Genomic DNA, 20,718 nt, shown 5'->3' with positions numbered 1-20,718 from the left:
ATGTAACTCTTGCTCAACGCCATCTTATTCTGAAATTTCACTGCGTTGGGCAATTAAAATATATTTTTAGTTTGAATATATTGAGGGGAGTTGGTTAAATGGTAAAACGAATGATAGTAAAAATTGACGAAAAGAAATGCACAGGCCACGGAAAATATGTTGCATTCTGTGCCGAAGGTGCTATTAAAATCATTAACTGAAAAGCAAAGGTCGTATCCGAGGAAAACTCTGTGACGGTATGGGGATTCTGTCTTGGCATCTTGTCCCGAAGGCGCAATCTCAGTCGAAGAAAGACATACCGTCGAATTGAACCGGGAAAGAGCAGAAACTCAACCCAGGAAAAAAGGTATCTTCATCCACTGCTTCACCTGCGGGGCAGGCGAAGACACCAGCTATCTCCTCCCACTCAAGCACAACATGCAGTATGAGTATGTACCGCTGCTTTCCTAAACTGATTCAAGGCTAATCCAGTTCAATTAATCCAGTTCAATTTTAGAATCAAGCCCCCTTCTATGGAACTCCTCATGTTTTTCTGGACCTATTATTTCAGTTTCTGCAGCTTCAAAGGACTCCAGCAAATATTTCTGGTTAGCCTGTGAGAGGCAGGCATCTGCTATCGGGTACAGGATTCATTTTCCGGATTTGGAAGTTATTTTTCAAAAAACTTTTAAGATATCAGGAATTGAATTCTGTATGCAAAAGAAAAGGCTTCTTCAAGACATAGGGCTGAGTGCTTATGAAGCAGCTACATATCTTTCTCTCTTGAAACTCGGGATCTCCGGAGCAAATCACATCGGCAGGGACGCTGATGTACCCTATGGAAAGATATATACCGTTCTTGAATCGCTGGCAGGAAAAGGTTTTGTAGAAGTCCAGACTTCAAGACCTAAAAAGTTCAGGGCAGTTGATCCTGAAATAGCATTAGATCTCTTTTTTGAAAAGCGAAAATCCGAGTTTGAAAAAGAAATAAAGGTCTTAAAGGGCTTTGTTCAAGAAGCAAAACAAGTTCTGAAAACTATGCCGGTTCAGAAACGAAAAGACGAGGTTTTCTGGACGACTGCTATAACCGAGTCCGAAATCAGGAAGTTTGCCGTTTCCATCTATGGAGAAGTAAAAAAGTCTATAGATATAATTCCTCCTGCCTTTGGAATGCCTATCATTTCTAGCCTGCTGCCTGAGATATCAAAAGCTATTGACCGCGGGGTTAAAATCAAGCTGCTGGGATCTCATCGTTTTACAGCTCTTTCTTCTATGCTTTCACTGCTGGGAGAAGATAGTTTCGGTAAATTCAAAAAAGGCATAGAAATAAGGCTTGTTCAGAACTTTAATTCCTGTTTCGGTATTGTTGATGACAGTATTGTGGTGCTATTTCAGCTCCATCCCCTGGACAATGACCGCGTCCTTTCGGTTGTGAAAATCTGGGATGCGGGGCTTGCAAAAAATCTGGGTAAGGAATTCGAACTCCTCTGGAATGAGGGAGAAGAGTTTGATCTTGAAAAAGCTGCTGAAAGGTAAGTTTTCCGTCGTCAAGGACCAAAATATCTTCACCGATCTGAAGTGAAAAATCAACCACGGAAATCGCGGAAAACACAGAATAAAGGAAATTGGTAAAGGAAATGACAAAGGAAATTGGTAAAGGAAATGACAAAGGAAATTGGTAAAGGAAATGACAAAGGAAATTGGTAAAGGAAATGACAAAGGAAATTGAGGCACAATTCTTCCATACTTTCCGTGTCTTCCATGGTTATAAAGTAAGTGCTTAAGTTAGAGACTACGAATTCTCAGGAATAGATAAATAACATATATACAGATAATATTATACGAATATACAAATAATCAGTTGAATTATAGTGGGGGTTAACAGCCATGGGAGAACATGGGGAAGGAAGTCATGAAAGACATCACGAAGAGCACGGAGAGTTTGAACACGAAGAGTTACTGAAAAGTATGAGCGAGAAGCTGGGTTTTACCCCGCACATTCTTGAGATCCTTGGAGAACTTGACAGTGAATCCCTTAAAAAATATAGCAGATGCGACAAAAAATTACTGTCAGATGGCGCTCTACCTGCAAAGGTGAAAATCCTTATCGCCCTTGCTGTTGTTGCATCCAAGCAGTGTGAAAGGTGTACGGTTGTGCAGATGCAGAGTGCACTCAAGAATGGAGCTACCAAAGAAGAAATAATGGAAGTTATGGATGTTATATTCATAACCTCAGGGGCACCTGCCGTAGCAGCTTGCAGGGATGCTTTAAAACTGCTAAAATAAGATGTCTTTAATTTTATAGAATTTATATTTTTAATTCTATAAAGACTTTCTAGATGCCTGTAAGCCTGGATCTAACAGTTCAGACTTAATTATGGTATTTATAAGACAGAAAAACTGTAGAATTCTCTAGCAACATATTTAAATTTTTTGTATTAAATTTTTTCAAATTCATTTAGTTTAAGACGCTCTTGCGAAGAATCCATTCTTAATTCCTCGGTTTTTTAGTCTTGTATTTTGGAATTTTCCTTCTTCCACCCTGATAATTTTCTGTCCGAGCAATGGAAGCAAGCGAATGATGGAAGAAGTCAAATGATGAAGGCAGTCGAATGATGGAAGAAGTCAAATGCAAAATTTTTCATCCTTCAGGCAGGATTTTGTCAAGTATCTCCAGCTACTGCAGTTACGCAGAGTTTCCATATTTTCCAGATTAATTGTTTGGATTGCATCACTTTGATTTCCAGCACCTCACCAATCTCCCCGAAACATCCTGTAGTTTCTGCGGCTTTTTACACGCGTCCGTTTTCTCCCTGCACAATCTGTAGTAGGAACAGCCTGAAAAACCATCAGGCAGCTCTCCAAACTCTTCCGGCACCACAACTTCAAGCGACATATACTGTGCTGCATTCAGAAGAGCACGCGTATAAGGATGCAGAGGCCGGTCAAACACATCCTTCCCCTCCTCCACAATCTCACCTGCATACATCACCAGTACTCGGTCCGAAACAGCCTTCGCTGCCTCCAAGTCGTGCGTAATAAACACCAAACTGAGACCGCGTCTTTTCTGAATCTCTTTGAGCATCGTCACAATAAACGCCTGCACCGACACATCAAGCATCGAGGTCGCTTCGTCACAGACCAGCAACTCAGGCTTCAGAGCAAGCGCCCTGGCAATTACTACCCTTTGCAGTTCCCCTCCTGACAGCTCATGCGGGTATCGTATCTTGTGCTCCGCAGAAAGCCCTACCTCTGCAAACAGAGCATCTACATTTACCAAAATTTCTTCTTGGGAAAAAACTCCACAAATCATTAATGGCTCGGCAACCGACCGTTCAACTGTCCATCTCGGATCAACCACATCATCTGGGTTCTGGGGAATCAGCTGGATTTTTCCCATAAACTTCCGGAGATTCTTCCAGCTCATTCCAGTAAGCTTCGTCCCGTTGAAAAACACTTTCCCTGAAAGCGGCTCAAGTTGTTGGACAAGCATCTTTGCAAGTGTTGACTTTCCACATCCCGACTCCCCGACAATAGCCACCGTCTCGCCCGAACAAACCTCAAGATCAACGCCGCAAACGGCTGTTTTTTTGACGGTTTTGATCAGTCCTGATGTGTAAACGTAATGCAGGTTCTCTGCCTTAAGCATACAGCCAGCACCTCACACATCTTCCGTTAATATCCACAATCGGCGGATTCTTCAGGCACCTGTCCGTTTTATGCGGGCATCGAGAATGAAATCTGCAGCCTTCAGGCACTTCAATCATCGAAGGCGACGAGCCTGGGATCGGGTGCATACCGCGCTCAGGCACTGCGTCCAGAAGCGCTTTTGAATACGGGTGCAGAGGGTCTTTGAAAAACGCATCCTTTCCTGCAATCTCTATAATCTGCCCGCAGTAATTTACCGCGATTCTGTCTGACATCGCCCGGGCAAAACCTACATCATGCGTAATTAAAAGAAACGCACAGCCGTCCGAGGCAACTTTCTGAAATATTGCTGCAATATTGCGCTTCTTAAGCACATCAATGCCTTTTGTTGGTTCATCAGCAATAATAAGTTCAGGATCTGCAGCCGTTCCCATTGCAACCATTGCCCTCTGCAACATTCCACCACTGTACTGAAACGGGTACTCCTTTCCCCTCACTTCAGGAGGGATGATGTCAAAATACTTCAGAGCCCGAAATGTCCTGGCCTTTGCATCCTCTTTGCTCATTCCAAGATGTGCCTGCATCGGCTCTGCAATCTGAGTGCCAACCCTCATTCCGGGGTTCATTGCAAGATATGGGTTCTGGGCAATTGATGCAACTATTTTGCCGCGGACTTTCTGCATTTCCTTATCGGAAAGTGCTGAGATTTCCGTACCGTCAAGTTCCACTTTCCCGGAAAACACCGCATTTGGAGGAAGCAGCCGCATTATTGCCTGGCCAAGAATTGATTTACCGCTACCTGACTCCCCAATCAGTGAAAATATCTCGTGTTTGTTAATCGAAAACGTCGCATCATCAACCGCATGAACTGCTCCCTGCCCGGTTGGGATTGCTACAGAAACGCCGGATACTTTCAGCAATAAATCAGGCATATCAGAACCTCCCTTCAAGTTCAATATTTTTCATTTTCTGGTCAAGTACATCCCGCAACCCATCGCCGAAGTAGTTGAATGCAAGAACAGTTATCATTATAAAAAGCCCCGGGAAAAGCATCAGCCAGGGAGCAGTTGTGAAATATGTACGGCCTGCATTCAGCATTGCACCCCATTCCGGTGTTGACGGCTGCACCCCAAGCCCAAGGAAACTTAAACCGGCCGCTGCCAAAATTACATTCCCGATTCCAAGCGATGCCATAATCAAAACCGGAGAGATAATGTTTGGAAGAACATGCTTTATCATCACATAAGTGTTTGAAGCACCAACCCACCTGGATGCTTGAACGTAGCCTTTTGTCTTTACATCAAGTGTTGAACCGCGTGCAACTCTTGCAAACACAGTCCATTCGACAACAATTAAAGCAAGCATCATGTTTTCCATCCCCTGTCCCAGAAACGCAGTAATTGCAAGTGCCAGAAACATCGACGGAAAAGCAAGGAAACTATCCGTCAGCCTCATGATAATCTCATCCAGCCACCCGCCGTAATACCCTGACAGAACGCCAAATGTCATTCCTATTGCAAGCGAAACGCTGACAACCACAAACCCGACGAAAAGGGATGTCCGTGCACCGTACATCACCATTGTCAGGATATCGCGGCCAAGGTTATCGGTTCCGAACAGGTGGTCAGAAGACGGAGGCTGAAGACGGTTTTGCAGATCCTTTTCCATGTAATCATAAGGAGCTAAAACACCGGCAAACATGGCCATGAAAATAAGCCCACCAAGAATCATCAGGGAGATAATGATCTGCCGATTTTTAAGAAGTTTTATCATAACGTATCTCCGGGTTTGCCCAAACATAGACAAGATCTACAAAGAAATTGGTCAGAAGGAAAATAACTGCAACAAAGAGCACCGAACCCTGTACCATCATATAATCGTGGGAAAGAATTGAATTCACCACAAGATTTCCAATACCTGACCATCCGAAAATTGTCTCAACAACAACCGAGCCGTTTAAGAGAAAACCAATCGACAGACCAACCACGGTAATAACCGGAACAAGTGCATTTTTCAATGCGTGTCTGATAACAACGATTTTTTCAGAAAGCCCTTTTCCGCGTGCGGTCTGAATATACTCTTTTCCCATGACATCCAGCATGCTTGAACGGATCATCCGCATCATTACAGCCGCTGACCCTGTCCCAAGAACAGCCGCCGGCAGAATCATGTAGCTGATGTCTGTCCCGTGTCCGAATCCGGATGCTGGGAGCCAGTGGATGATTACCGAGAAGAGAATTATCATCAGATAGGCCTGCCAAAAGTTCGGTATGGACACTCCGAGAAGAGCACCAAAGCGACAGGCGTCGTCAACAATGGTGTTATGTTTCAGAGCTGAGACTACGCCGAGAGGGACAGCGATAACAAGAGCAATTGCAAGCGCGAGAACGGAAAGTTTCAGCGTATTTTTGAATGCGGTCAGAACAGTATCAAATACCGGCTGTTCACTCATGTACGAGTAGCCAAAATCTCCGACAGCTGCGCCTTTGAGCCAGTTCAGATACTGGATGTAAAACGGCTGGTCAAGCCCGTGGGCTACACGGAAAGCTTCAACAGCTGCTTCATCATATCCACCAGAGGGACTCGTCATCATAATCTCTGCTGGGTCTCCCGGCGCGATGTAGATGAGTGAAAAACTCATGAATGAGGTAAATATGAGGACCGGGATGAGATACAGAGCCCGGCGGATGAAATACTCATTTAGCATTTCAGTGCCTCTGGAAAACTTCCACTCTTTCTTGCAGAGATGAGATCCAGAAGTTCCAGGTATGATGCCGAGTATGATGCTGCATATTCTTTTGGATCACATTTCAGCAAAAATGAACAATATCTATCATCTGCAATTTTGTATTCCATTTTAAATTCCTCAACATTTTATTCCAGTAGCGAGATATGGAACAGATAAATAGTCATAACCTTCCGGATCACATCTTTTCATATACTCTGCATACTCAGGAAGATATTTCCAGGAGACCTCCGAAAACCCGTTATTTTCCATGATAGCTGTAATCATTTCAGGTGAGTTGCTGTCATAAAGCGGAAGATACTCAATTAATTCATCGTGATTTCGTTCTTCCGGATTGTAATTCCTGTTTGAAACGTATCCTGGCTGGAACCATTGACCGTCAATTGCAAGAATCCTGCCCTCTGGTACCAGAACGCGGCAGCATTCACTAAAGAATTTGTCATGGTCTGTGAGCGTCCAGAGAAGGTGCATGTTTACGATAATGTCAAACGTATTGTTTTCAAAAGGCAGGTTTTCTCCATCACCTTCAACAAACTTAATTGACAAATTACGGTTCTTTGCCCCTTCTCTTGCACGTGCAAGCATCTCTTCCGAGATATCAAGAGCAGTGACATTGTGTCCCATGTCAGCAAAAACAAATGCCTGGATGCCAGGCCCTGTTCCGATATCAAGGACATTGAGTTTTTTACCAGCTGGCAGCTTATCTAAAAAGAGGTTTTGCATCAGGAGAATCTCTTCGTCAAGGTGGTCACGATACATTTTCCGGTAATTTGGACTGATCTTATTCCAGTGTGCTGTAATTTTGTCTTTCATTTTTAATCCCTCAGGCAAGTTCCATTTCCTTTGTAATGAACGTGTATTCATTTGGATAAATTTCAAAACCTTTGAGATTGGGGGAGAGCCCGTCAATTTCGTTCTTGTATGCGATACAGACCAATACCGCATCATTCTGGACCTGTTCCTGAATCATTTCGTAGAGTTCTGCACGTTTTTCTTTGTCTGTCTCAGCCCTTGCTTCAAGAATCCACTTATCAACCTGAGGATTAGAATAGCGTAACCATGTTGATGCATAGGTTCCGTTTGAAAGGAAGTGGCTAGAAACGAAATAGTCAGGGTCTCCTACAGGTGCGACACCCCAGGAATAGAGTGCAAGGTCATAATTTCCGGCTACCGCGTCAGCGCTAATTGAACTTGTTTCGGCAATTTTTATTGTAGTGGTAATGCCGATTTTTTCAAACTGGGCGGCAATTACTTCTGCCATTGGCTGGTGTGCTGCCTGTTTTGTATAGGTCTGAATTTCAATTGCGAACGGCTTACCGTTGTAATAGAGTCTACCATCACTTCCCTGCGTGATTCCTGCCTCAGCAAAGAGTTTCAAAGCTTTTTCAGGGTTATAATCGTAGGCTTCAATCTTGTCGTTCGCACTCCATGGCATGATGTCAGGGAATATTCCGATTGCTGGAGAGCCGGCAACGCCTTCGAGGGCTGTATCGACAATCTCCTGGCGGTTAATTACATAATTGAGTGCCTGGCGAACCCTTACATCATCGAATGGTGCTTTTCCTTCGTTAATGTACATGAAATAGGTTCTAAGCGTTTCTCGGGATACGATATTAATATCAGGATCAGCTTCAAGAGTTGTGTACTCGCTTTGCAGGACATCTCTTGTAATGTCAACATCGCCTGATTTGAGCAGAAGAGTTCTTGCAGCGGCATCTTTGCTGTACTGAATAATTATCCTGTCAATTTTTGGCTCTCCACCCCAGTAATCAGGATTCTTTACCAGTTCTATACTGGCACCAGGCTCAAATGAGACAAACTTGTATGGTCCTGTTCCGACTGGCTCTTTGTCGAGATCACTGGTAGGACTTACAATGGACATAATGGTGTCTGTGAACATGAGAATCGCTGGCGCGTATGTTTCATTTGTTTCCACAACGATTGTATAGTCATCGGTTTTGTAGACGCCTTTGATAAAAGAGTATTCTGCAGAACGGCTGTTTGATGAGTTAAGAACTCTGTTGATGGAATAAATTACGGCGTCAGCATTCATTTTTGTTCCGTCATGGAAGGTTACATTCTTGCGGAGCTGAATTTCCCATGATGTATCATTTAGCTGTTTATAGCCTGTTGCAAGTTCAGGCTGTAGACTCATATTTTCGTCGTAAGAGAAGAGCGTCTCATAGATTCCGGTTCTTCGCATAGGCCAGCCTTCCCATGAAATGGAAGGATCAAGGCTTCCTCCTGTATCAGGGCCAGTCGTGAGAGCTACGCGAAGAACTTTTTCTTCAGAACCCTCTGTCTGAACACAACCCGAACAGATGACGATTGCAATAAAAAAAACTGCAGTACAGACAAATGATAACTTCACCTTAAACGCCACGTCAATACCTCTTCCAGTCAAAAAATTGTAATTATCCGGCTGGGTAATACAGCATATCGTAACTATCCAGCCCGGATAAAACAACATCAATCTCCATTATTCACTTCACTGATTTTTCCGGGATGAAAAAACCCTTGAAAATATCCGTTTCCAAACATCATCCTGTTATTTCAGAGATTGTTCACGGCATGTTGTTGCCTTAAAAGGAGAGACCCACCAGAACTTTGCTGCGGAAGCTTTGAAGCTTTTATCCTTTGCTGATCTCTCCTCCGGGGGCATATCTTTCTACAAATAACATCAAACCTACTGCCTGTAAACGGTAGCTTTTCCTTACTTCCTCCTGAAAATTTATGCAAATCCTATGTCCTTGGTGATGATTGTGTACTCATTTGGATACATCACAAAGCCTTCAACATTCGAGGACAGAGCATAAATTTCGTTGGCATAGAAGACTGGCAATACTGGTGCATCTTCCTGAATCTGTTCCTGGACCTTATCATATAGTTCGGCCCGTTTCTCTGTGTCAGATTCGTTTCTTGCTTCGAGAATCCATTCGTCTACCTGAGGATTTGAATATCGGAGCCAGCCTGATGCATAGCTTCCGGTAGAGAGGAAATGGGTTGAGAGGAAATAATCGGGATCTCCGATCGGGGCCGTGTTCCATGCACTGAGTGATAAATCATATGTTCCTGCAAGAGCGCTTTCTTTAAGTGCAGCACTTTCCAGAATTGTGACCTTTGAGGTGATGCCAATTTTTTCCAGTTCTGAGGCAATTACTTCCGCACTCGGCTGAAGAGCTGCACGTTTTGTGTAGGTCTGGATTTCAACGGTGAAGGGCTTCCCGTTGTAGTAGAGTTTGCCGTCCTGCCCTTTTGTGATTCCTGCTTCTTCGAAGAGTTCCAGAGCTTTTTCAGGGTTATATTCGTAGGATTTAATCTGGTCGTTTGCGTTCCAGGGCATGGTATTTGTGAATACTCCCGTTGCCGGGATACCGGAGACTCCTTCAAGTGCTGTATCCACGATTTCCTGACGGTTGATCGCATAAGAGAGGCCCTGGCGGACCCTGGTGTCATTGAATGGTGCTTTGCCGCCATTTACATAAAGGAAGTACGTACGCAGAGTTTCTTTGGAAGTGACGTTTATATCAGGATTATTCTTAAGTGCTGAATACTCGCTCTGTAGTGGGTCTCTGGCAATGTCTACATCGCCTGATTTTATCAGCATGGTCCTGGCTGTGCTGTCTTTATTATACTGAATGAGCACACGGTCAACTTTTGCTTCCCCACCCCAGTAATCAGGATTCTTTTCGAGTTCAAGGCTTGTACTCGGTTCGAAGGACACAAACTTGAAGGGTCCAGTTCCAACTGGCTCTTTGTCAAGATCACTGGCTTTAGGACTTACAATGGACATGATAGGGTCTACAAGGGATGAAATTAGTGGAGCGCAAGTGCCATTGGTTTCAATAACAATGGTGTAATCCCCGGTTTTTTGTACATCTTTGATGAAGGAATACTCTGATGATCTGCTGTTTGATGGGTCAAGTACTCTGTTCAGTGAAAAGAGAACCGCATCCGCATCCATTTTTGTCCCGTCATGGAAGGTTACATTCTTGCGGAGCTGAATCTCCCATTCTGTATTGTTTAACTGTTTATAGCCTGTTGCGAGTTTAGGCATGAGATTCATGTCTGCGTCATAGTAGAACAGGGTTTCATATATGCCTGCCTGATGGACATACCACCCTGTCCAGCCATTGGCAGGGTCAAGACTGCCGCCGGTATCGGGGCCTTCGTTAAAAACTACACGAAGGACTTTTTCTTTAGACGCCTCTTTAGTCTCATCAACACATCCTGCACAGAGCAGCGCTACAATCAGAATTACGGCAATGGCAGGGATGGAGAGTTTTATTTTTGAAATGTTGAGTTTCACCATTAACACACCAATATGCATAAATATTTAATAGATATTAACACTATTTTTAACTAAGTTATATATAATGTATATTTAAATTGTGTGATTTTATTTTATAGTTATGCAGAAAATTTGATAAAATTTTTAGTTTTTTGAAATAGAAACGGTCCAGTAAACCGTATCGGTGATTTTGTTCAGAATTTCCTATTTCAAATGTCACTGAAAGCCCGGATATTTTGCCTTTTCTCGCCCAATACTCTTTATATTTTCTGAAGAATCAATTTCCTTGACACGGTGTCCCGACACGATGTTCCATCTCAGAAGAACTAATCCCATTGTACCGGTTCCGCATCAACATCCAGAACATCTATAGGTCTTTTAGGCAAGATTTTTAGGCAGTTTGATGGAAAAAGCTTCTTTCCAGAACTCTCTTTCACCCTCGATCTTCATTCCATGGTTTACGTAAACAGTCATAATTCCAGGTTCCTTCATCCCAGTAATTTCTGATCTCTTTTTTAAGGTGGCATCCGCCATTTAAACCACCTGTGTTCATTCCTACTATTTAGAATCCCATACATAATCGGGATATAAATTAGTAGTTAAATATATTATTTAGATTATGAAATAAAGAGTATAGTTAATAATTTATTGTTAATTATGATGATTTAAATGCACAATCTTTATAAAGAGTAATATCAATTAGTGTTTTATTATTACTATGCAGATGTAATTTTATTAAAAAAGATACCAAAATCACGGACTGTCATCAGCTTTCAGAATATCAACTATCGTTACGCACTTTATGACAAAGTCACTTTATGACGAGGTTCAGCAGTTATTCAGGATGAGATGCCGTTAATCCCAATCAATTCTGTTACAAACTTTTTCGCTCTGAATAACATGTTGTTCTGATAGAGACAGTTTAATGCCAATTTTATTTGAGGGATAGAAAATGAATGAAATATTAGAAATGAAAGATAAAATCTTAGAATACTGGGACTACAGGAGTTCTGATTATCACACAGAATATGCCAAATGTATGGATGAGGAAATGGAAATTTGGAAATCTGTTTTTTCTGAAATTCTGCTAACGGACAAAAAAATCCGTGCAGTAGAAGTTGGAACAGGTACTGGGCTTCTTGCAATATCTCTTGCCACAATGGGACATGATGTAACCGGTGTTGATTTGTCAGAAAATATGCTTGAAAAAGCAGCAGAAAATGCAAAAGAAAAAGGTGTAGATGTTTCGTTAGTACAGGGAGATGCAGAAGAAATTCCTCTAAATGACGGAGAGTATGATTTCGTTTTGAGCAAGTATCTTCTCTGGACTCTGCCTCAACCGGATAAGTTTATGAGTGAGTGTTGCCGGCTTTTAAAAGACGGTGGCCTTATGATGATAGTTGATGGTTTGTGGTTCCAGAACCCTGATGGGACAGAGAAGAAAAGCAGTCGTTATGAAAAGTTTAATGAATTGTATTCTGGTGTTAAGCCGAATCTGCCCCTTGCAAAAAACAATACACCTGAGAGGATAACTGCCCTTGCACAATCTCATGGGTTTGAGGCCGTTTCATGGAGATTTTTGAAAGATTATGATGCGTTTTTGGAACGGAATGATCCGTCTGGTCATGAAGCAGGTTATATCCAGCCTCCACATATGGTTCTTGCAAAGAAAAGAAGCCAGACTTGATTAATCTTTTTTATTCTTCGTAGTTTTGTGTACTCAAGTTGTGGACTTAAGGCCTTAAATATCTACAGAGAGCTTTATCACTCACCCTGTTTAATCTGAAGATTGTCATCCGCACGAAACCACGAAGACCCGAATCTCAATTTCCAGGAAAGTAAACAAAAAATTTACTGTAAGTTATACTTTAGCTATTCTTTTATATACCCAGGCAATTGTCTAATTTATCGAGATAATATATCAAAAGAATTACATGCATCCAGGAAGGGATTACCATTAATGCAACTGTTTTTATCTGTTTCTGCGATGTGACATCGGTTACAATGACGCAGGAACTCCTCCAAAAAACGTCGCTTTCGCATCAGGCTTTATTCTCGGGCTTTGTATGGGTGCTGGAGGAATAGGAGCCGCGGTTATCGAATGGACTGCTGATCTGATTGGGTCGCTTTCTGATACAATGTTTCTGTTGATTATTCCGACGATATTGTGCCTTATTCTTGCATTGTTAGTCCGACATCCAGCAGGAAATTAAAAACCCACAGTTCAATATCTAAAAGAACACAAAAATTATGTATATATAAATCAGGCCCTAATTAATTATACATGAGAGTGGGGAAATACTTTTTATGGATCATTACAGTGCTTATTGGGCTTGCATTACTTTTTTCAGCTTATATGTCTCCAAATCCAGAAAGCATTGCTCAGGCAAATCTGTCCGGCAGCGAAAAGAATCCAGTCGGGTCAAATTAAGTAATCTCTGTGGAAATTCCAGCTGCATCTCCATCGGGTATTCTGGCTTCTGGAAATGTTGAAGCAGGAAGTATTGAAGCAGGAAAGATCGAAGCCGGTAAGGATCTTGAGCTAACTATTTATGAGCAGGGGATTGCCCTTGTGAAAGAAAGGCGAGAAATCAACCTCGATAATGGGGTCAATCAGGTTAAATACACGGATATTACTTCCAGAATTGATCCCGGCTCTGTTATAATCAAAGATCCTGAAAATAAGGACACTGTTTTACTTGAGCAAAACTATGAATACGATCTTTTAAGCAGTTCGAACCTGCTTGAGAAATACCTTGGCAGAGAAGTTAATGTAACTAACAGAAACGGCGAAACGTACACCGGTATACTGTTGAGCCATACAGGAAATAGCGTTGTCCTTGAGACTAAAGCAAAAAAAGTTGTGGTACTTGAGGCTTTTTCAAAAATCGAGCTTGCAGATTCATCAGGACTTTCGATAAAGCCTGCACTGATATGGCAGATTTATTCTCCTGTATCTGGAACCCGTAAACTTATGATTTCCTACCTGACGAGCGGTATAAGCTGGAAAGCGGCTTATGTCCTGATGAGTAATGCGGAGAATACCGAAGCTGACCTTCGAGGATGAGTTAATATTGTGACAATAGGGCAGGAATGACCTTTGAAAACGCAGTATTGAAACTCGTTTCAGGTCAGATAAACCGTGTTTCTCAGCCCGCGACTCTGCGTACTGAAGAAAAAGCCGTGGCTGGTGAAGCGGCATCGCAGACGCCCTTTTCCGAAGAAGCTCTTTTTGAATATCATCTTTATACCCTCGAAAACCCGGCAACTCTGAAAAATAACCAGGCAAAGCAGATTTCTTTGATGTCTGCCGATTCCGTGCCTATCGAAAAAAAGCTAATCTACGACAGTTCTCGAAACGAGATCAACAGTATTTTTCACCAATTCCAAAGTGTATAGTTTTCAAAAAACTAATGATTTCAGCATCTAAAAGAAGTTTTTTCCGATATTTCATACAAAAAACCATGTGGTATTTTATTCTATAGACACAATGGTTTGCATGTCTGAGTTTCATTTACAGTACAAATGTAGCTAAAAATATAAGGTAGTTATTTAACAATGGTTCTCGGGGAAGTTTTCCATCCCCGCAGCAAGCTAGCGGGGTGTTCGAATGAAAATAAAGAAAAAGAGGAATAAGGGAAAAAAGGTAAAATAAGGAAAAATGAGTAAAAAAAGATGCCATTAAGGAAAATATCTGCAAACCCATATTTAAGCAAGATCAGATTTACAAGAAGATAAAATTTGCAGAAACGCTGGCGGAGAGGGCGTCTGAGTTGACGGCCGCCGGCAGATTCCTCATAAATTTATACTGAGGAAAATAATCTATTCTAAAGTAAAGAAGTGGAAAAGAGGTTTGCAAGACCGGGTACAGAAGATTTCTGTAGCCTGTCTCTATTTCTCGTTTATCCTTCGAGTACGATTTCAATATTGATATCTTTAGGAACCTGGATTCTCATGAGCTGGCGAAGTGCCCTTTCATCGGCTGCGATATCGATGAGACGCTTGTGTACACGCATCTCCCAGTGGTCCCAGGTTGCAGTTCCATCTCCGCTCGGGCTTTTTCTTGTGGGAACTACAAGCTTCTTTGTGGGAAGCGGAACAGGCCCTGAAATGTTAACTCCTGTTCTTTCAGCAATGGATTTTACCTGATTGCAGACTCCGTCCAGATCTTTGGGACTGATGCCTGACAATCTTATTCTAGCTTTCTGCATACCTTTTTTCTCCTTAAAAAATGAAAAAGGAGAGTGTTACTTCTGTTTAACACTCATACACATGCCGGCGGCAATTGTCATACCCATATCACGGATAGCGAACCTGCCGAGCTGTGGAATTTCTTTTACTGGCTCGATAACCATCGGCTTTGTTGGTTTGATGGTAACGACTGCTGCATCTCCGGCCTTAAGGAAGGTCGGGTTTTCTTCCTTTACCTGCCCGGTCTTCGGGTCCAGCTTCTTGTTAAGCTCGATCAGCTGGCATGCGATCTGGGAAGTGTGGGCGTGGAAAACAGGAGTGTATCCGGCAGTGATTGCGGATGGGTGCTGCAGAACGACAATCTGTCCTACAAACGTATCAGCTACTTTTGGTGGGTTGTCAGTATGGCCACAAACGTCTCCTCTGCGGACATCGGCCTTGCCGATACCACGAACGTTCCAGCCAATGTTGTCTCCTGGAAGGGCCTGTGGAATTTCTTCATGGTGCATCTCAATGGACTTAACTTCACCGGATGCTCCGCCTGGCATGAAGACTACCTTGTCGCCCTTCTTCATGGTACCGGTTTCGACTCTGCCTACAGGCACGGTTCCGATACCGGAAATTGTGTATGCATCTTCCACAGGGATCCTGAGAGGAAGGGTGGATGGTTTTTCTGGCACTTTGAGGTTGTTAAGAGCTTCCATCATAGTTACTCCCTTATACCAGGGGGTCTTTTCACTGTGATTTACAACATTGTCGCCGTAGAATGCAGAGGTTGGGACAAATGGAATATCACTTGGCTTGAACCCGATCATCTTAAGGATACCGGAGACCTGCTCGACAACTTCCTTGTATCTCTTCTCGCTGTATTCAACTGCATCCATCTTGTTGACTGCAACAATAAGCTGGTTGATACCAAGAGTTCTGGAAAGGAAAATGTGTTCCTTAGTCTGGGCCATTACACCGTCAGGAGCTGCAACAACAAGGACAGCGGCGTCAGCCTGGGAAGCACCTGTGATCATGTTCTTTACGAAGTCACGGTGGCCTGGACAGTCTACTACTGTGAAGTAGAACTTATCTGTGTCAAATCTCTTGTGAGCGATGTCAATTGTGATACCTCTTTCACGCTCTTCCTTAAGAGAGTCCATAACCCATGCGAAGGCGAAGGATTCCTTGCCCTTCTGCTTTGCTTCTTCCTTATACTTCTCGATAACGTGTGCAGGTACAGCTCCTGCTTCGTACATTAAGCGTCCTACAAATGTTGATTTTCCGTGGTCAATGTGACCAATCACTGCTAAGTTCATGTGCGGTTTATCAGATGCCATATTATAATCTCCTGTAATTATGGATGAGTTTCATTCGTATATCAAATATTTACTATATTAAGATTAGGGCGGATCTCAATATTGGCTCATCTTTTCTATATTCTTTTATCCGATCAATATTGTCAGTTTTCCTTTTTTGGATACCTTCGTGAACCGCCACTTTATATATTTCCAGTAGTCTGGACTGCTTTTCCCAATATAGGCATACCTTATTTTAAAGTTTTCCGATTGGCCGTATTCCCGAACCGATAGGGATGCTCTTCCCTTCCAGATCGGTCCGGGTGCTCTTGTCTATCCTGTCTGAGGATAGGTAATATTAAGGAAAAGCGGAAGAGATTCCGCTTACATTGAAAGGAAGTCAGAAGCCTTGGGCAATTCTTTCTTCAAGCCCTTCCTTTCTCTAATCTGGCCTACAATGTCATTCTGAATGCTGGTAGGCACAATATCAAAGCCTCCGAATTCGGTGCTCCACATAGCACGTCCTTCAGTTGCAGACCTGATCTCACCTGCAAATCCAAACATCTCAGCTACAGGCACTCTGGCCTCAATAATTGCCAGGTCTCCTTCCGTACTCATGTTAAGGATAATTCCACGGCGGCCCTGAAGTTCCTTTGTTGCACCACCCATTAAAAGCTGGGGCACCTGAACAAAAACCTTCTGATAAGGTTCGAGCAGAGTGTCATCTGCCATAAGCATGCCTGCCTGAATTGCCTGCCTTGAAGCTGGAATAACCTGAGCCGGACCTCTGTGAATTGCGTCTTCGTGAAGCTTTGCATCTACAAGCACACATTTCACGTTTGCTACAGGTTCCCTTGTGAGCGGACCTGCACGCATGACTTCCTCAAACCCATCAAGTATGAGTTCCATTGTCTCGTTCAGGTACTGGATACCTTTGGTCATATCAATGAAGATATTGGAATTGAAGATCCCGACAATGCCTTTTGCTTCTTCTTTATTCATTCCGAGATCGATGAGTTTCTGCCTGCGTTCAAGCTCGGGCAGATTCATATGGATATCGCCGGCTTTGATAGCACTGACAATCTCAAGATCAAGGGGTTCCACATAGATATAGAACCTGTTATGCCTGTTTGGAGACTTTCCTTCTACAGGTTCGATCTTCTTCTTAATGGTTTCCCTATAAACGACAATTGGCTTGCTTGTGGTAATTTCCACATTCTTGTCCCTTTCGATCCTGTGGGCAATAACCTCAAGGTGAAGTTCTCCCATACCTGCCATCAGGTGTTCCCCGGTTTCCTCATCAAGAGTGATCTGAAGAGTCGGGTCTTCCTTTGCAACCTGTCTGAGTACTTCGATTAATTTGGGCAGGTCTTTGGTATGCTTTGCTTCTACCGCCACAGTCACTACAGGTTCACTCACGTGCCTGATGCTTTCGAAAGGCTCCATGCCCTCAAGGGTCGTTACTGTGGACCCTACGATTGCATCTTTTAAACCGGTAACTGCAGCAATGTTTCCTGCAGGAATCTTGTCCACTTCAAGCCTTTCCGGACCCATGAAGATACTGACCTGCTGAACTCTGCTTTTCTTTGCAGTTCCTGAGGTAAAGACCTCCATACCACGGCTGAAAGAACCGCTGAATAGCCTTCCTGTTGCAACTTCACCTGCGTGTGGGTCAACTGAAATGTCAGTTACCATGAAGGCAAGGTCTCCGTCTGCATTTGCATGGGTCATTGAAGTTCCGATTTCAGAGTTCTCGTCTCCATGCCAGATTACCTTTACTCTGTCCTTCTGGGCTTCAAGAGGATTTGGCAGGAAGTGAATAACCATATCAAGAACAGCTTCGTGCAGAGGACACTTTTCTGCCAGGGACTTCATGTCTCCAGCCTTACAGTAATCATATACATCCCTAAAAGAGACCCCTGTTTTCTTCATCATGGGCACACTGATTGCCCAGTTATAAAGAGCTGACCCAAAAGCAACAGTTCCGGCTGCAGCATCGACTCTCCAACCTTCCTTGTATTTTTCAGGGTTCATGTTCTTGATGAGCTTGTTCACGTGATCAATGACTTTTCCAAGACGGATCTGCATTTCCTGGGAATCAACCTGGAGCTCGTTGATTAGCCTGTCGACCTTGTTAACGAAAAGTACAGGTCTGACATGTTCCCTGAGTGCCTGCCTCAGCACAGTTTCGGTCTGGGGCATTGTACCTTCAACTGCGTCCACGACAACAACAGCTCCGTCCACAGCTCTCATGGCACGAGTGACGTCCCCACCAAAGTCAACGTGTCCTGGGGTATCGATCAGGTTAATCAGGTAGTCTTCATTATCAAAATTGTGAACCATGGAAACGTTAGAGGAATCGATAGTGATACCTCTTTCCTGTTCCTCTTCGTCGGAATCCATGAATAACTGTCTGCCTGCAAGTTCCTTCGAAATCATGCCGGCACCGGCTAATAGGTTGTCCGATAATGTAGTTTTTCCGTGGTCGATGTGCGCAACGATCCCGATATTTCTGATCTTTGTCGGTTCACTCATGAGCGTAGTTACGCGCTCGACCATCTTCTTCCTTCGTCCCATGCTAATACCTTTTAAACAAATGTAATCTAGATTTAAATTTCTTATATCGAGGCAACCCGCATAAGCAATTAACGTGCTGCCTTTGCTACTCTTTCCTTTGCATCCTTCCTGTTGATAGCGAAGGACTTCGTGTCACGGTTTGCAGCGCCTATTAATTCGGTTGCCAGACATTCCGCAACCGAGCGTTTGGATTTGAAGGATGCGTTGTTGGTTCCCATACTGATATAGCGCAGAGCTGTGTCCACACGTCTCTGGGGTGCGGTGTCTACTGCTTTTGGCACGGAGATTCCGCCGTACTTCAGCCTTACTACTTCTTCCCTGGGGCCTGCATTAGCAATAGCATCCACAAGCACTTGGATAGGGTTCTGCTTAGTTTTCTTGTTCACGATGTCGAAAGCTTCTTCAACGGCGCGGAGAGTCTTCTGCTTCTTTCCTGTGTTTACCTCGGTCCTCATCAGGTTATTTGCCAGACGTTCCACAATCGAAATATCTGATTTGTTAAATTGCTGCCTGGCATGTTTTCCACTGCTATGAGGAACAATAACAGGAGTGAGACTGACATAGCGCTTAATTCCTAGGTCTCGGACTTCAACTTCAGCCGGGTCCCATTTGCCGAATATCTTCAAGAAAATCATCTCCTGGGTTTTTCCAATCTGCCAATGACCATCTGGTTCAGGGACACATTGTTTACGGCAGTTACTTTGAAGCGTACACCCGGAATATCACCCATAGCACCACCCATACGGCCTCCGATCCTTTCCACGGTCACTTCATCGTGTTCATCAATGAAATTCACTGCGCCGTCTCCTGGACAGAAAGCAGTTACCTGACGCCCGTTTTTAATGAGCTGGATTCTTACGCACTTTCGGATAGCTGAGTTTGGCTGCTTTGCTTCAACTCCTACCTTTTCTAACACAATACCTCGACCCTGCGGTGCACCGCCTAGCGGATCGGCTTTCACGTTCAGTCCAAGAACTCGCCTGCCGTAGGATGTATCTTTCCAGCGGGCATTTTTCCTAGTCTGTTTGAGAATATTAGCTGCATATTTTCCTTTAGCCATTGTTAATTTCTCCAAATTAAAAATTGATCTCAGTTTTCTAGAGGCATACAGGATGCCAGATTGTCCTTCAACGCCGGATTAATGGATCAATGTAAATTAAGTTAGATTACTGCAGGATCACATCTTCTATATTATGATGGCGACGGGCAAGCATCTTTACTTTTTCTATATTTTTCCCATTGCGGCCTATGGCAAGCCCCTTCTCTTTATTGGGTACCTCTACATAAGCTAATCGCTTGCCATTTTTGGTTATAATGTTTACCGAACTCACGGACACAGGTCCGAAGGCGTTCTTCAGGAAGGTGACAGGTTCATCTGAATATTCCACAAGTTCTATTGGTTTGTCCAGAGCCTTTTTAACACGGTTTATATTCTCCCCATTTCTGCCTATAGCAAGTCCCATATCACCCTGTTTTACGACATATACGAGCCTTTCCTCTTCAGGGATACAGTCGAGGATTTTAGCTCTTGTCATATTTTCAAATAACGCAATGTACTGGATGCTTTCTGCAGTAAGTCTTATTTCACCCAAGACGTTGCCAACTCCTTCTATTAAACTGTAGCAGCCAGAATATCGGATTCTCCTACATCGAGGATTGCCATGGCTGCAATCGTAAAGGGCTTACCACATATGGGCCCGAGTTCCACACTTGTACCTTCGTATTCCAGGACAGGGACATTTGTTGCCTGAACTTTCGTTTTAATTTCTTCGGGGCAGTTTGATGCCAGGACCACCATTTTTGCAGAACCATCTTTAGCTGCATCCACGGTCCGTTTGGCTCCAACTATTACATTTCCTGTTTTCACAGCCTTGATAAGAGATTTATCAACATTGATCTTCATTTTCATCAACTCTGTCTCAAATGAGCTCGTCTACTCTATCTCTTTCCTAATAAAGATTTTCCAAGCTCGGTGAATATATGGTACTCTAAATACCTGATGC

The 20,718-nt window shown here is 43.3% G+C and carries 23 protein-coding genes and 1 pseudogene; 7 read left to right on the top strand and 17 right to left on the bottom strand.

Annotation, left to right across the window (positions count from 1 at the left end; genetic code table 11):
- Positions 1 to 252: 252 nt before the first annotated feature.
- The 3 genes from MSBRM_RS21860 (at position 253) to MSBRM_RS04860 (ending at position 2,265) form a co-directional block, all read left to right on the top strand.
- Positions 253 to 450, top strand: a complete 198-nt coding sequence (locus MSBRM_RS21860) for a hypothetical protein (RefSeq protein WP_329957107.1) — start codon at positions 253 to 255, stop codon at positions 448 to 450.
- Positions 451 to 693: 243 nt separating this feature from the next.
- Entirely contained in the window at positions 694 to 1,515 is an 822-nt protein-coding gene (locus tag MSBRM_RS04865; protein ID WP_048123116.1) for a TrmB family transcriptional regulator, read from the top strand.
- 351 nt (positions 1,516 to 1,866) lie between these two features.
- Positions 1,867 to 2,265: a carboxymuconolactone decarboxylase family protein gene (locus MSBRM_RS04860; protein WP_011308572.1), complete on the top strand. Its 399-nt coding sequence runs from the start codon at positions 1,867 to 1,869 to the stop codon at positions 2,263 to 2,265.
- Between the two features lie 445 nt (positions 2,266 to 2,710).
- On the opposite strand, the gene MSBRM_RS04855 is transcribed toward MSBRM_RS04860, so the two are convergent.
- The 9 genes from MSBRM_RS04855 to MSBRM_RS20050 form a co-directional block, all read right to left on the bottom strand.
- Positions 2,711 to 3,628, bottom strand: coding sequence for an ABC transporter ATP-binding protein (locus MSBRM_RS04855; protein WP_048119352.1), 918 nt, complete (start codon positions 3,626 to 3,628; stop codon positions 2,711 to 2,713).
- Entirely contained in the window at positions 3,621 to 4,559 is a 939-nt protein-coding gene (locus MSBRM_RS04850; protein ID WP_080941516.1) for an ABC transporter ATP-binding protein, read from the bottom strand. The genes MSBRM_RS04855 and MSBRM_RS04850 overlap by 8 nt, the downstream gene beginning before the upstream one ends.
- A 1-nt stretch (position 4,560) precedes the next feature.
- A complete protein-coding gene (gene nikC, locus MSBRM_RS04845) occupies positions 4,561 to 5,400 on the bottom strand; it encodes a nickel transporter permease (protein WP_052712702.1) in 840 nt (279 codons plus the stop codon).
- Complete coding sequence (locus tag MSBRM_RS04840) at positions 5,384 to 6,334, bottom strand: ABC transporter permease (protein ID WP_048119359.1); 951 nt, start codon at positions 6,332 to 6,334, stop codon at positions 5,384 to 5,386. The genes nikC and MSBRM_RS04840 overlap by 17 nt, the downstream gene beginning before the upstream one ends.
- Complete coding sequence (locus MSBRM_RS20055; RefSeq protein ID WP_155400455.1) at positions 6,328 to 6,483, bottom strand: hypothetical protein; 156 nt, start codon at positions 6,481 to 6,483, stop codon at positions 6,328 to 6,330. The genes MSBRM_RS04840 and MSBRM_RS20055 overlap by 7 nt, the downstream gene beginning before the upstream one ends.
- A gap of 10 nt (positions 6,484 to 6,493) precedes the next feature.
- Positions 6,494 to 7,186, bottom strand: a complete 693-nt coding sequence (locus MSBRM_RS04835; RefSeq protein ID WP_048156821.1) for a class I SAM-dependent methyltransferase — start codon at positions 7,184 to 7,186, stop codon at positions 6,494 to 6,496.
- Between the two features lie 10 nt (positions 7,187 to 7,196).
- Positions 7,197 to 8,843, bottom strand: coding sequence for an ABC transporter substrate-binding protein (locus tag MSBRM_RS04830; RefSeq protein WP_230669050.1), 1,647 nt, complete (start codon positions 8,841 to 8,843; stop codon positions 7,197 to 7,199).
- A 261-nt stretch (positions 8,844 to 9,104) separates the two neighbouring features.
- Entirely contained in the window at positions 9,105 to 10,685 is a 1,581-nt protein-coding gene (locus MSBRM_RS04825; RefSeq protein WP_048119361.1) for an ABC transporter substrate-binding protein, read from the bottom strand.
- Between the two features lie 357 nt (positions 10,686 to 11,042).
- Complete coding sequence (locus MSBRM_RS20050; protein ID WP_155396485.1) at positions 11,043 to 11,198, bottom strand: hypothetical protein; 156 nt, start codon at positions 11,196 to 11,198, stop codon at positions 11,043 to 11,045.
- A 418-nt stretch (positions 11,199 to 11,616) separates the two neighbouring features.
- Here MSBRM_RS20050 and MSBRM_RS04820 point away from each other — a divergent pair, with 418 nt between their 5' ends.
- The 4 genes from MSBRM_RS04820 (at position 11,617) to MSBRM_RS18715 (ending at position 14,063) form a co-directional block, all read left to right on the top strand.
- Complete coding sequence (locus MSBRM_RS04820; protein ID WP_048119364.1) at positions 11,617 to 12,351, top strand: class I SAM-dependent methyltransferase; 735 nt, start codon at positions 11,617 to 11,619, stop codon at positions 12,349 to 12,351.
- Positions 12,352 to 12,730: 379 nt separating this feature from the next.
- The gene (locus tag MSBRM_RS20045) at positions 12,731 to 12,877 is read left to right on the top strand and encodes a hypothetical protein (protein ID WP_155400454.1); all 147 of its coding nucleotides are present in this window, start codon (positions 12,731 to 12,733) and stop codon (positions 12,875 to 12,877) included.
- Positions 12,878 to 13,104: 227 nt separating this feature from the next.
- Positions 13,105 to 13,731, top strand: coding sequence for a hypothetical protein (locus MSBRM_RS04815; protein ID WP_052712701.1), 627 nt, complete (start codon positions 13,105 to 13,107; stop codon positions 13,729 to 13,731).
- A gap of 26 nt (positions 13,732 to 13,757) precedes the next feature.
- Complete coding sequence (locus MSBRM_RS18715; protein ID WP_052712700.1) at positions 13,758 to 14,063, top strand: hypothetical protein; 306 nt, start codon at positions 13,758 to 13,760, stop codon at positions 14,061 to 14,063.
- Here MSBRM_RS18715 and MSBRM_RS19190 read toward each other — a convergent pair.
- From MSBRM_RS19190 to MSBRM_RS04780, 8 genes and pseudogenes are all read right to left on the bottom strand, one after another.
- Positions 14,032 to 14,178 (bottom strand): annotated as a pseudogene (locus MSBRM_RS19190) (transposase); the annotation flags it as partial. The gene MSBRM_RS18715 and the pseudogene MSBRM_RS19190 overlap by 32 nt on opposite strands.
- Before the next feature lie 388 nt (positions 14,179 to 14,566).
- The gene (rpsJ, locus tag MSBRM_RS04810) at positions 14,567 to 14,875 is read right to left on the bottom strand and encodes a 30S ribosomal protein S10 (RefSeq protein WP_011021276.1); all 309 of its coding nucleotides are present in this window, start codon (positions 14,873 to 14,875) and stop codon (positions 14,567 to 14,569) included.
- Positions 14,876 to 14,911: 36 nt separating this feature from the next.
- Positions 14,912 to 16,180: a translation elongation factor EF-1 subunit alpha gene (gene tuf, locus MSBRM_RS04805; protein WP_048119370.1), complete on the bottom strand. Its 1,269-nt coding sequence runs from the start codon at positions 16,178 to 16,180 to the stop codon at positions 14,912 to 14,914.
- 342 nt (positions 16,181 to 16,522) lie between these two features.
- Positions 16,523 to 18,715, bottom strand: a complete 2,193-nt coding sequence (locus MSBRM_RS04800) for an elongation factor EF-2 (RefSeq protein WP_048119372.1) — start codon at positions 18,713 to 18,715, stop codon at positions 16,523 to 16,525.
- Positions 18,716 to 18,783: 68 nt separating this feature from the next.
- Complete coding sequence (locus MSBRM_RS04795; RefSeq protein WP_048119376.1) at positions 18,784 to 19,350, bottom strand: 30S ribosomal protein S7; 567 nt, start codon at positions 19,348 to 19,350, stop codon at positions 18,784 to 18,786.
- Positions 19,347 to 19,775: a 30S ribosomal protein S12 gene (locus MSBRM_RS04790; RefSeq protein ID WP_048119378.1), complete on the bottom strand. Its 429-nt coding sequence runs from the start codon at positions 19,773 to 19,775 to the stop codon at positions 19,347 to 19,349. Before MSBRM_RS04790 ends, MSBRM_RS04795 begins: the two co-directional genes overlap by 4 nt.
- 106 nt (positions 19,776 to 19,881) lie before the next feature.
- Entirely contained in the window at positions 19,882 to 20,307 is a 426-nt protein-coding gene (locus tag MSBRM_RS04785; RefSeq protein ID WP_048119381.1) for a NusA-like transcription termination signal-binding factor, read from the bottom strand.
- A gap of 20 nt (positions 20,308 to 20,327) precedes the next feature.
- Complete coding sequence (locus MSBRM_RS04780) at positions 20,328 to 20,624, bottom strand: 50S ribosomal protein L30e (protein ID WP_080941517.1); 297 nt, start codon at positions 20,622 to 20,624, stop codon at positions 20,328 to 20,330.
- Between the last annotated feature and the right edge of the window lie 94 nt (positions 20,625 to 20,718).

The organism is Methanosarcina barkeri MS, from assembly GCF_000970025.1.
In the GTDB taxonomy this organism is placed as follows: domain Archaea; phylum Halobacteriota; class Methanosarcinia; order Methanosarcinales; family Methanosarcinaceae; genus Methanosarcina; species Methanosarcina barkeri.
Note: the sequence above shows the minus strand (reverse complement) of the source record. Positions and strands in the feature narration are given on the sequence as shown.

Bases quoted from the DNA above. Each gene is read 5' to 3' on its own strand.
- MSBRM_RS04865 (WP_048123116.1), top strand. From the start codon at position 694: ATGCAAAAGAAAAGGCTTCTTCAAGACATAGGGCTGAGTGCTTATGAA.
- MSBRM_RS04860 (WP_011308572.1), top strand. From the start codon at position 1,867: ATGGGAGAACATGGGGAAGGAAGTCATGAAAGACATCACGAAGAGCAC.
- MSBRM_RS04855 (WP_048119352.1), bottom strand. From the start codon at position 3,628: ATGCTTAAGGCAGAGAACCTGCATTACGTTTACACATCAGGACTGATC.
- MSBRM_RS04850 (WP_080941516.1), bottom strand. From the start codon at position 4,559: ATGCCTGATTTATTGCTGAAAGTATCCGGCGTTTCTGTAGCAATCCCA.
- nikC (WP_052712702.1), bottom strand. From the start codon at position 5,400: ATGATAAAACTTCTTAAAAATCGGCAGATCATTATCTCCCTGATGATT.
- MSBRM_RS04840 (WP_048119359.1), bottom strand. From the start codon at position 6,334: ATGCTAAATGAGTATTTCATCCGCCGGGCTCTGTATCTCATCCCGGTC.
- MSBRM_RS20055 (WP_155400455.1), bottom strand. From the start codon at position 6,483: ATGGAATACAAAATTGCAGATGATAGATATTGTTCATTTTTGCTGAAA.
- MSBRM_RS04835 (WP_048156821.1), bottom strand. From the start codon at position 7,186: ATGAAAGACAAAATTACAGCACACTGGAATAAGATCAGTCCAAATTAC.
- MSBRM_RS04830 (WP_230669050.1), bottom strand. From the start codon at position 8,843: ATGTTGTTTTATCCGGGCTGGATAGTTACGATATGCTGTATTACCCAG.
- MSBRM_RS04825 (WP_048119361.1), bottom strand. From the start codon at position 10,685: ATGGTGAAACTCAACATTTCAAAAATAAAACTCTCCATCCCTGCCATT.
- MSBRM_RS20050 (WP_155396485.1), bottom strand. From the start codon at position 11,198: ATGGCGGATGCCACCTTAAAAAAGAGATCAGAAATTACTGGGATGAAG.
- MSBRM_RS04820 (WP_048119364.1), top strand. From the start codon at position 11,617: ATGAATGAAATATTAGAAATGAAAGATAAAATCTTAGAATACTGGGAC.
- MSBRM_RS20045 (WP_155400454.1), top strand. From the start codon at position 12,731: ATGGGTGCTGGAGGAATAGGAGCCGCGGTTATCGAATGGACTGCTGAT.
- MSBRM_RS18715 (WP_052712700.1), top strand. From the start codon at position 13,758: ATGACCTTTGAAAACGCAGTATTGAAACTCGTTTCAGGTCAGATAAAC.
- rpsJ (WP_011021276.1), bottom strand. From the start codon at position 14,875: ATGCAGAAAGCTAGAATAAGATTGTCAGGCATCAGTCCCAAAGATCTG.
- tuf (WP_048119370.1), bottom strand. From the start codon at position 16,180: ATGGCATCTGATAAACCGCACATGAACTTAGCAGTGATTGGTCACATT.
- MSBRM_RS04800 (WP_048119372.1), bottom strand. From the start codon at position 18,715: ATGGGACGAAGGAAGAAGATGGTCGAGCGCGTAACTACGCTCATGAGT.
- MSBRM_RS04795 (WP_048119376.1), bottom strand. From the start codon at position 19,350: ATGATTTTCTTGAAGATATTCGGCAAATGGGACCCGGCTGAAGTTGAA.
- MSBRM_RS04790 (WP_048119378.1), bottom strand. From the start codon at position 19,775: ATGGCTAAAGGAAAATATGCAGCTAATATTCTCAAACAGACTAGGAAA.
- MSBRM_RS04780 (WP_080941517.1), bottom strand. From the start codon at position 20,624: ATGAAAATGAAGATCAATGTTGATAAATCTCTTATCAAGGCTGTGAAA.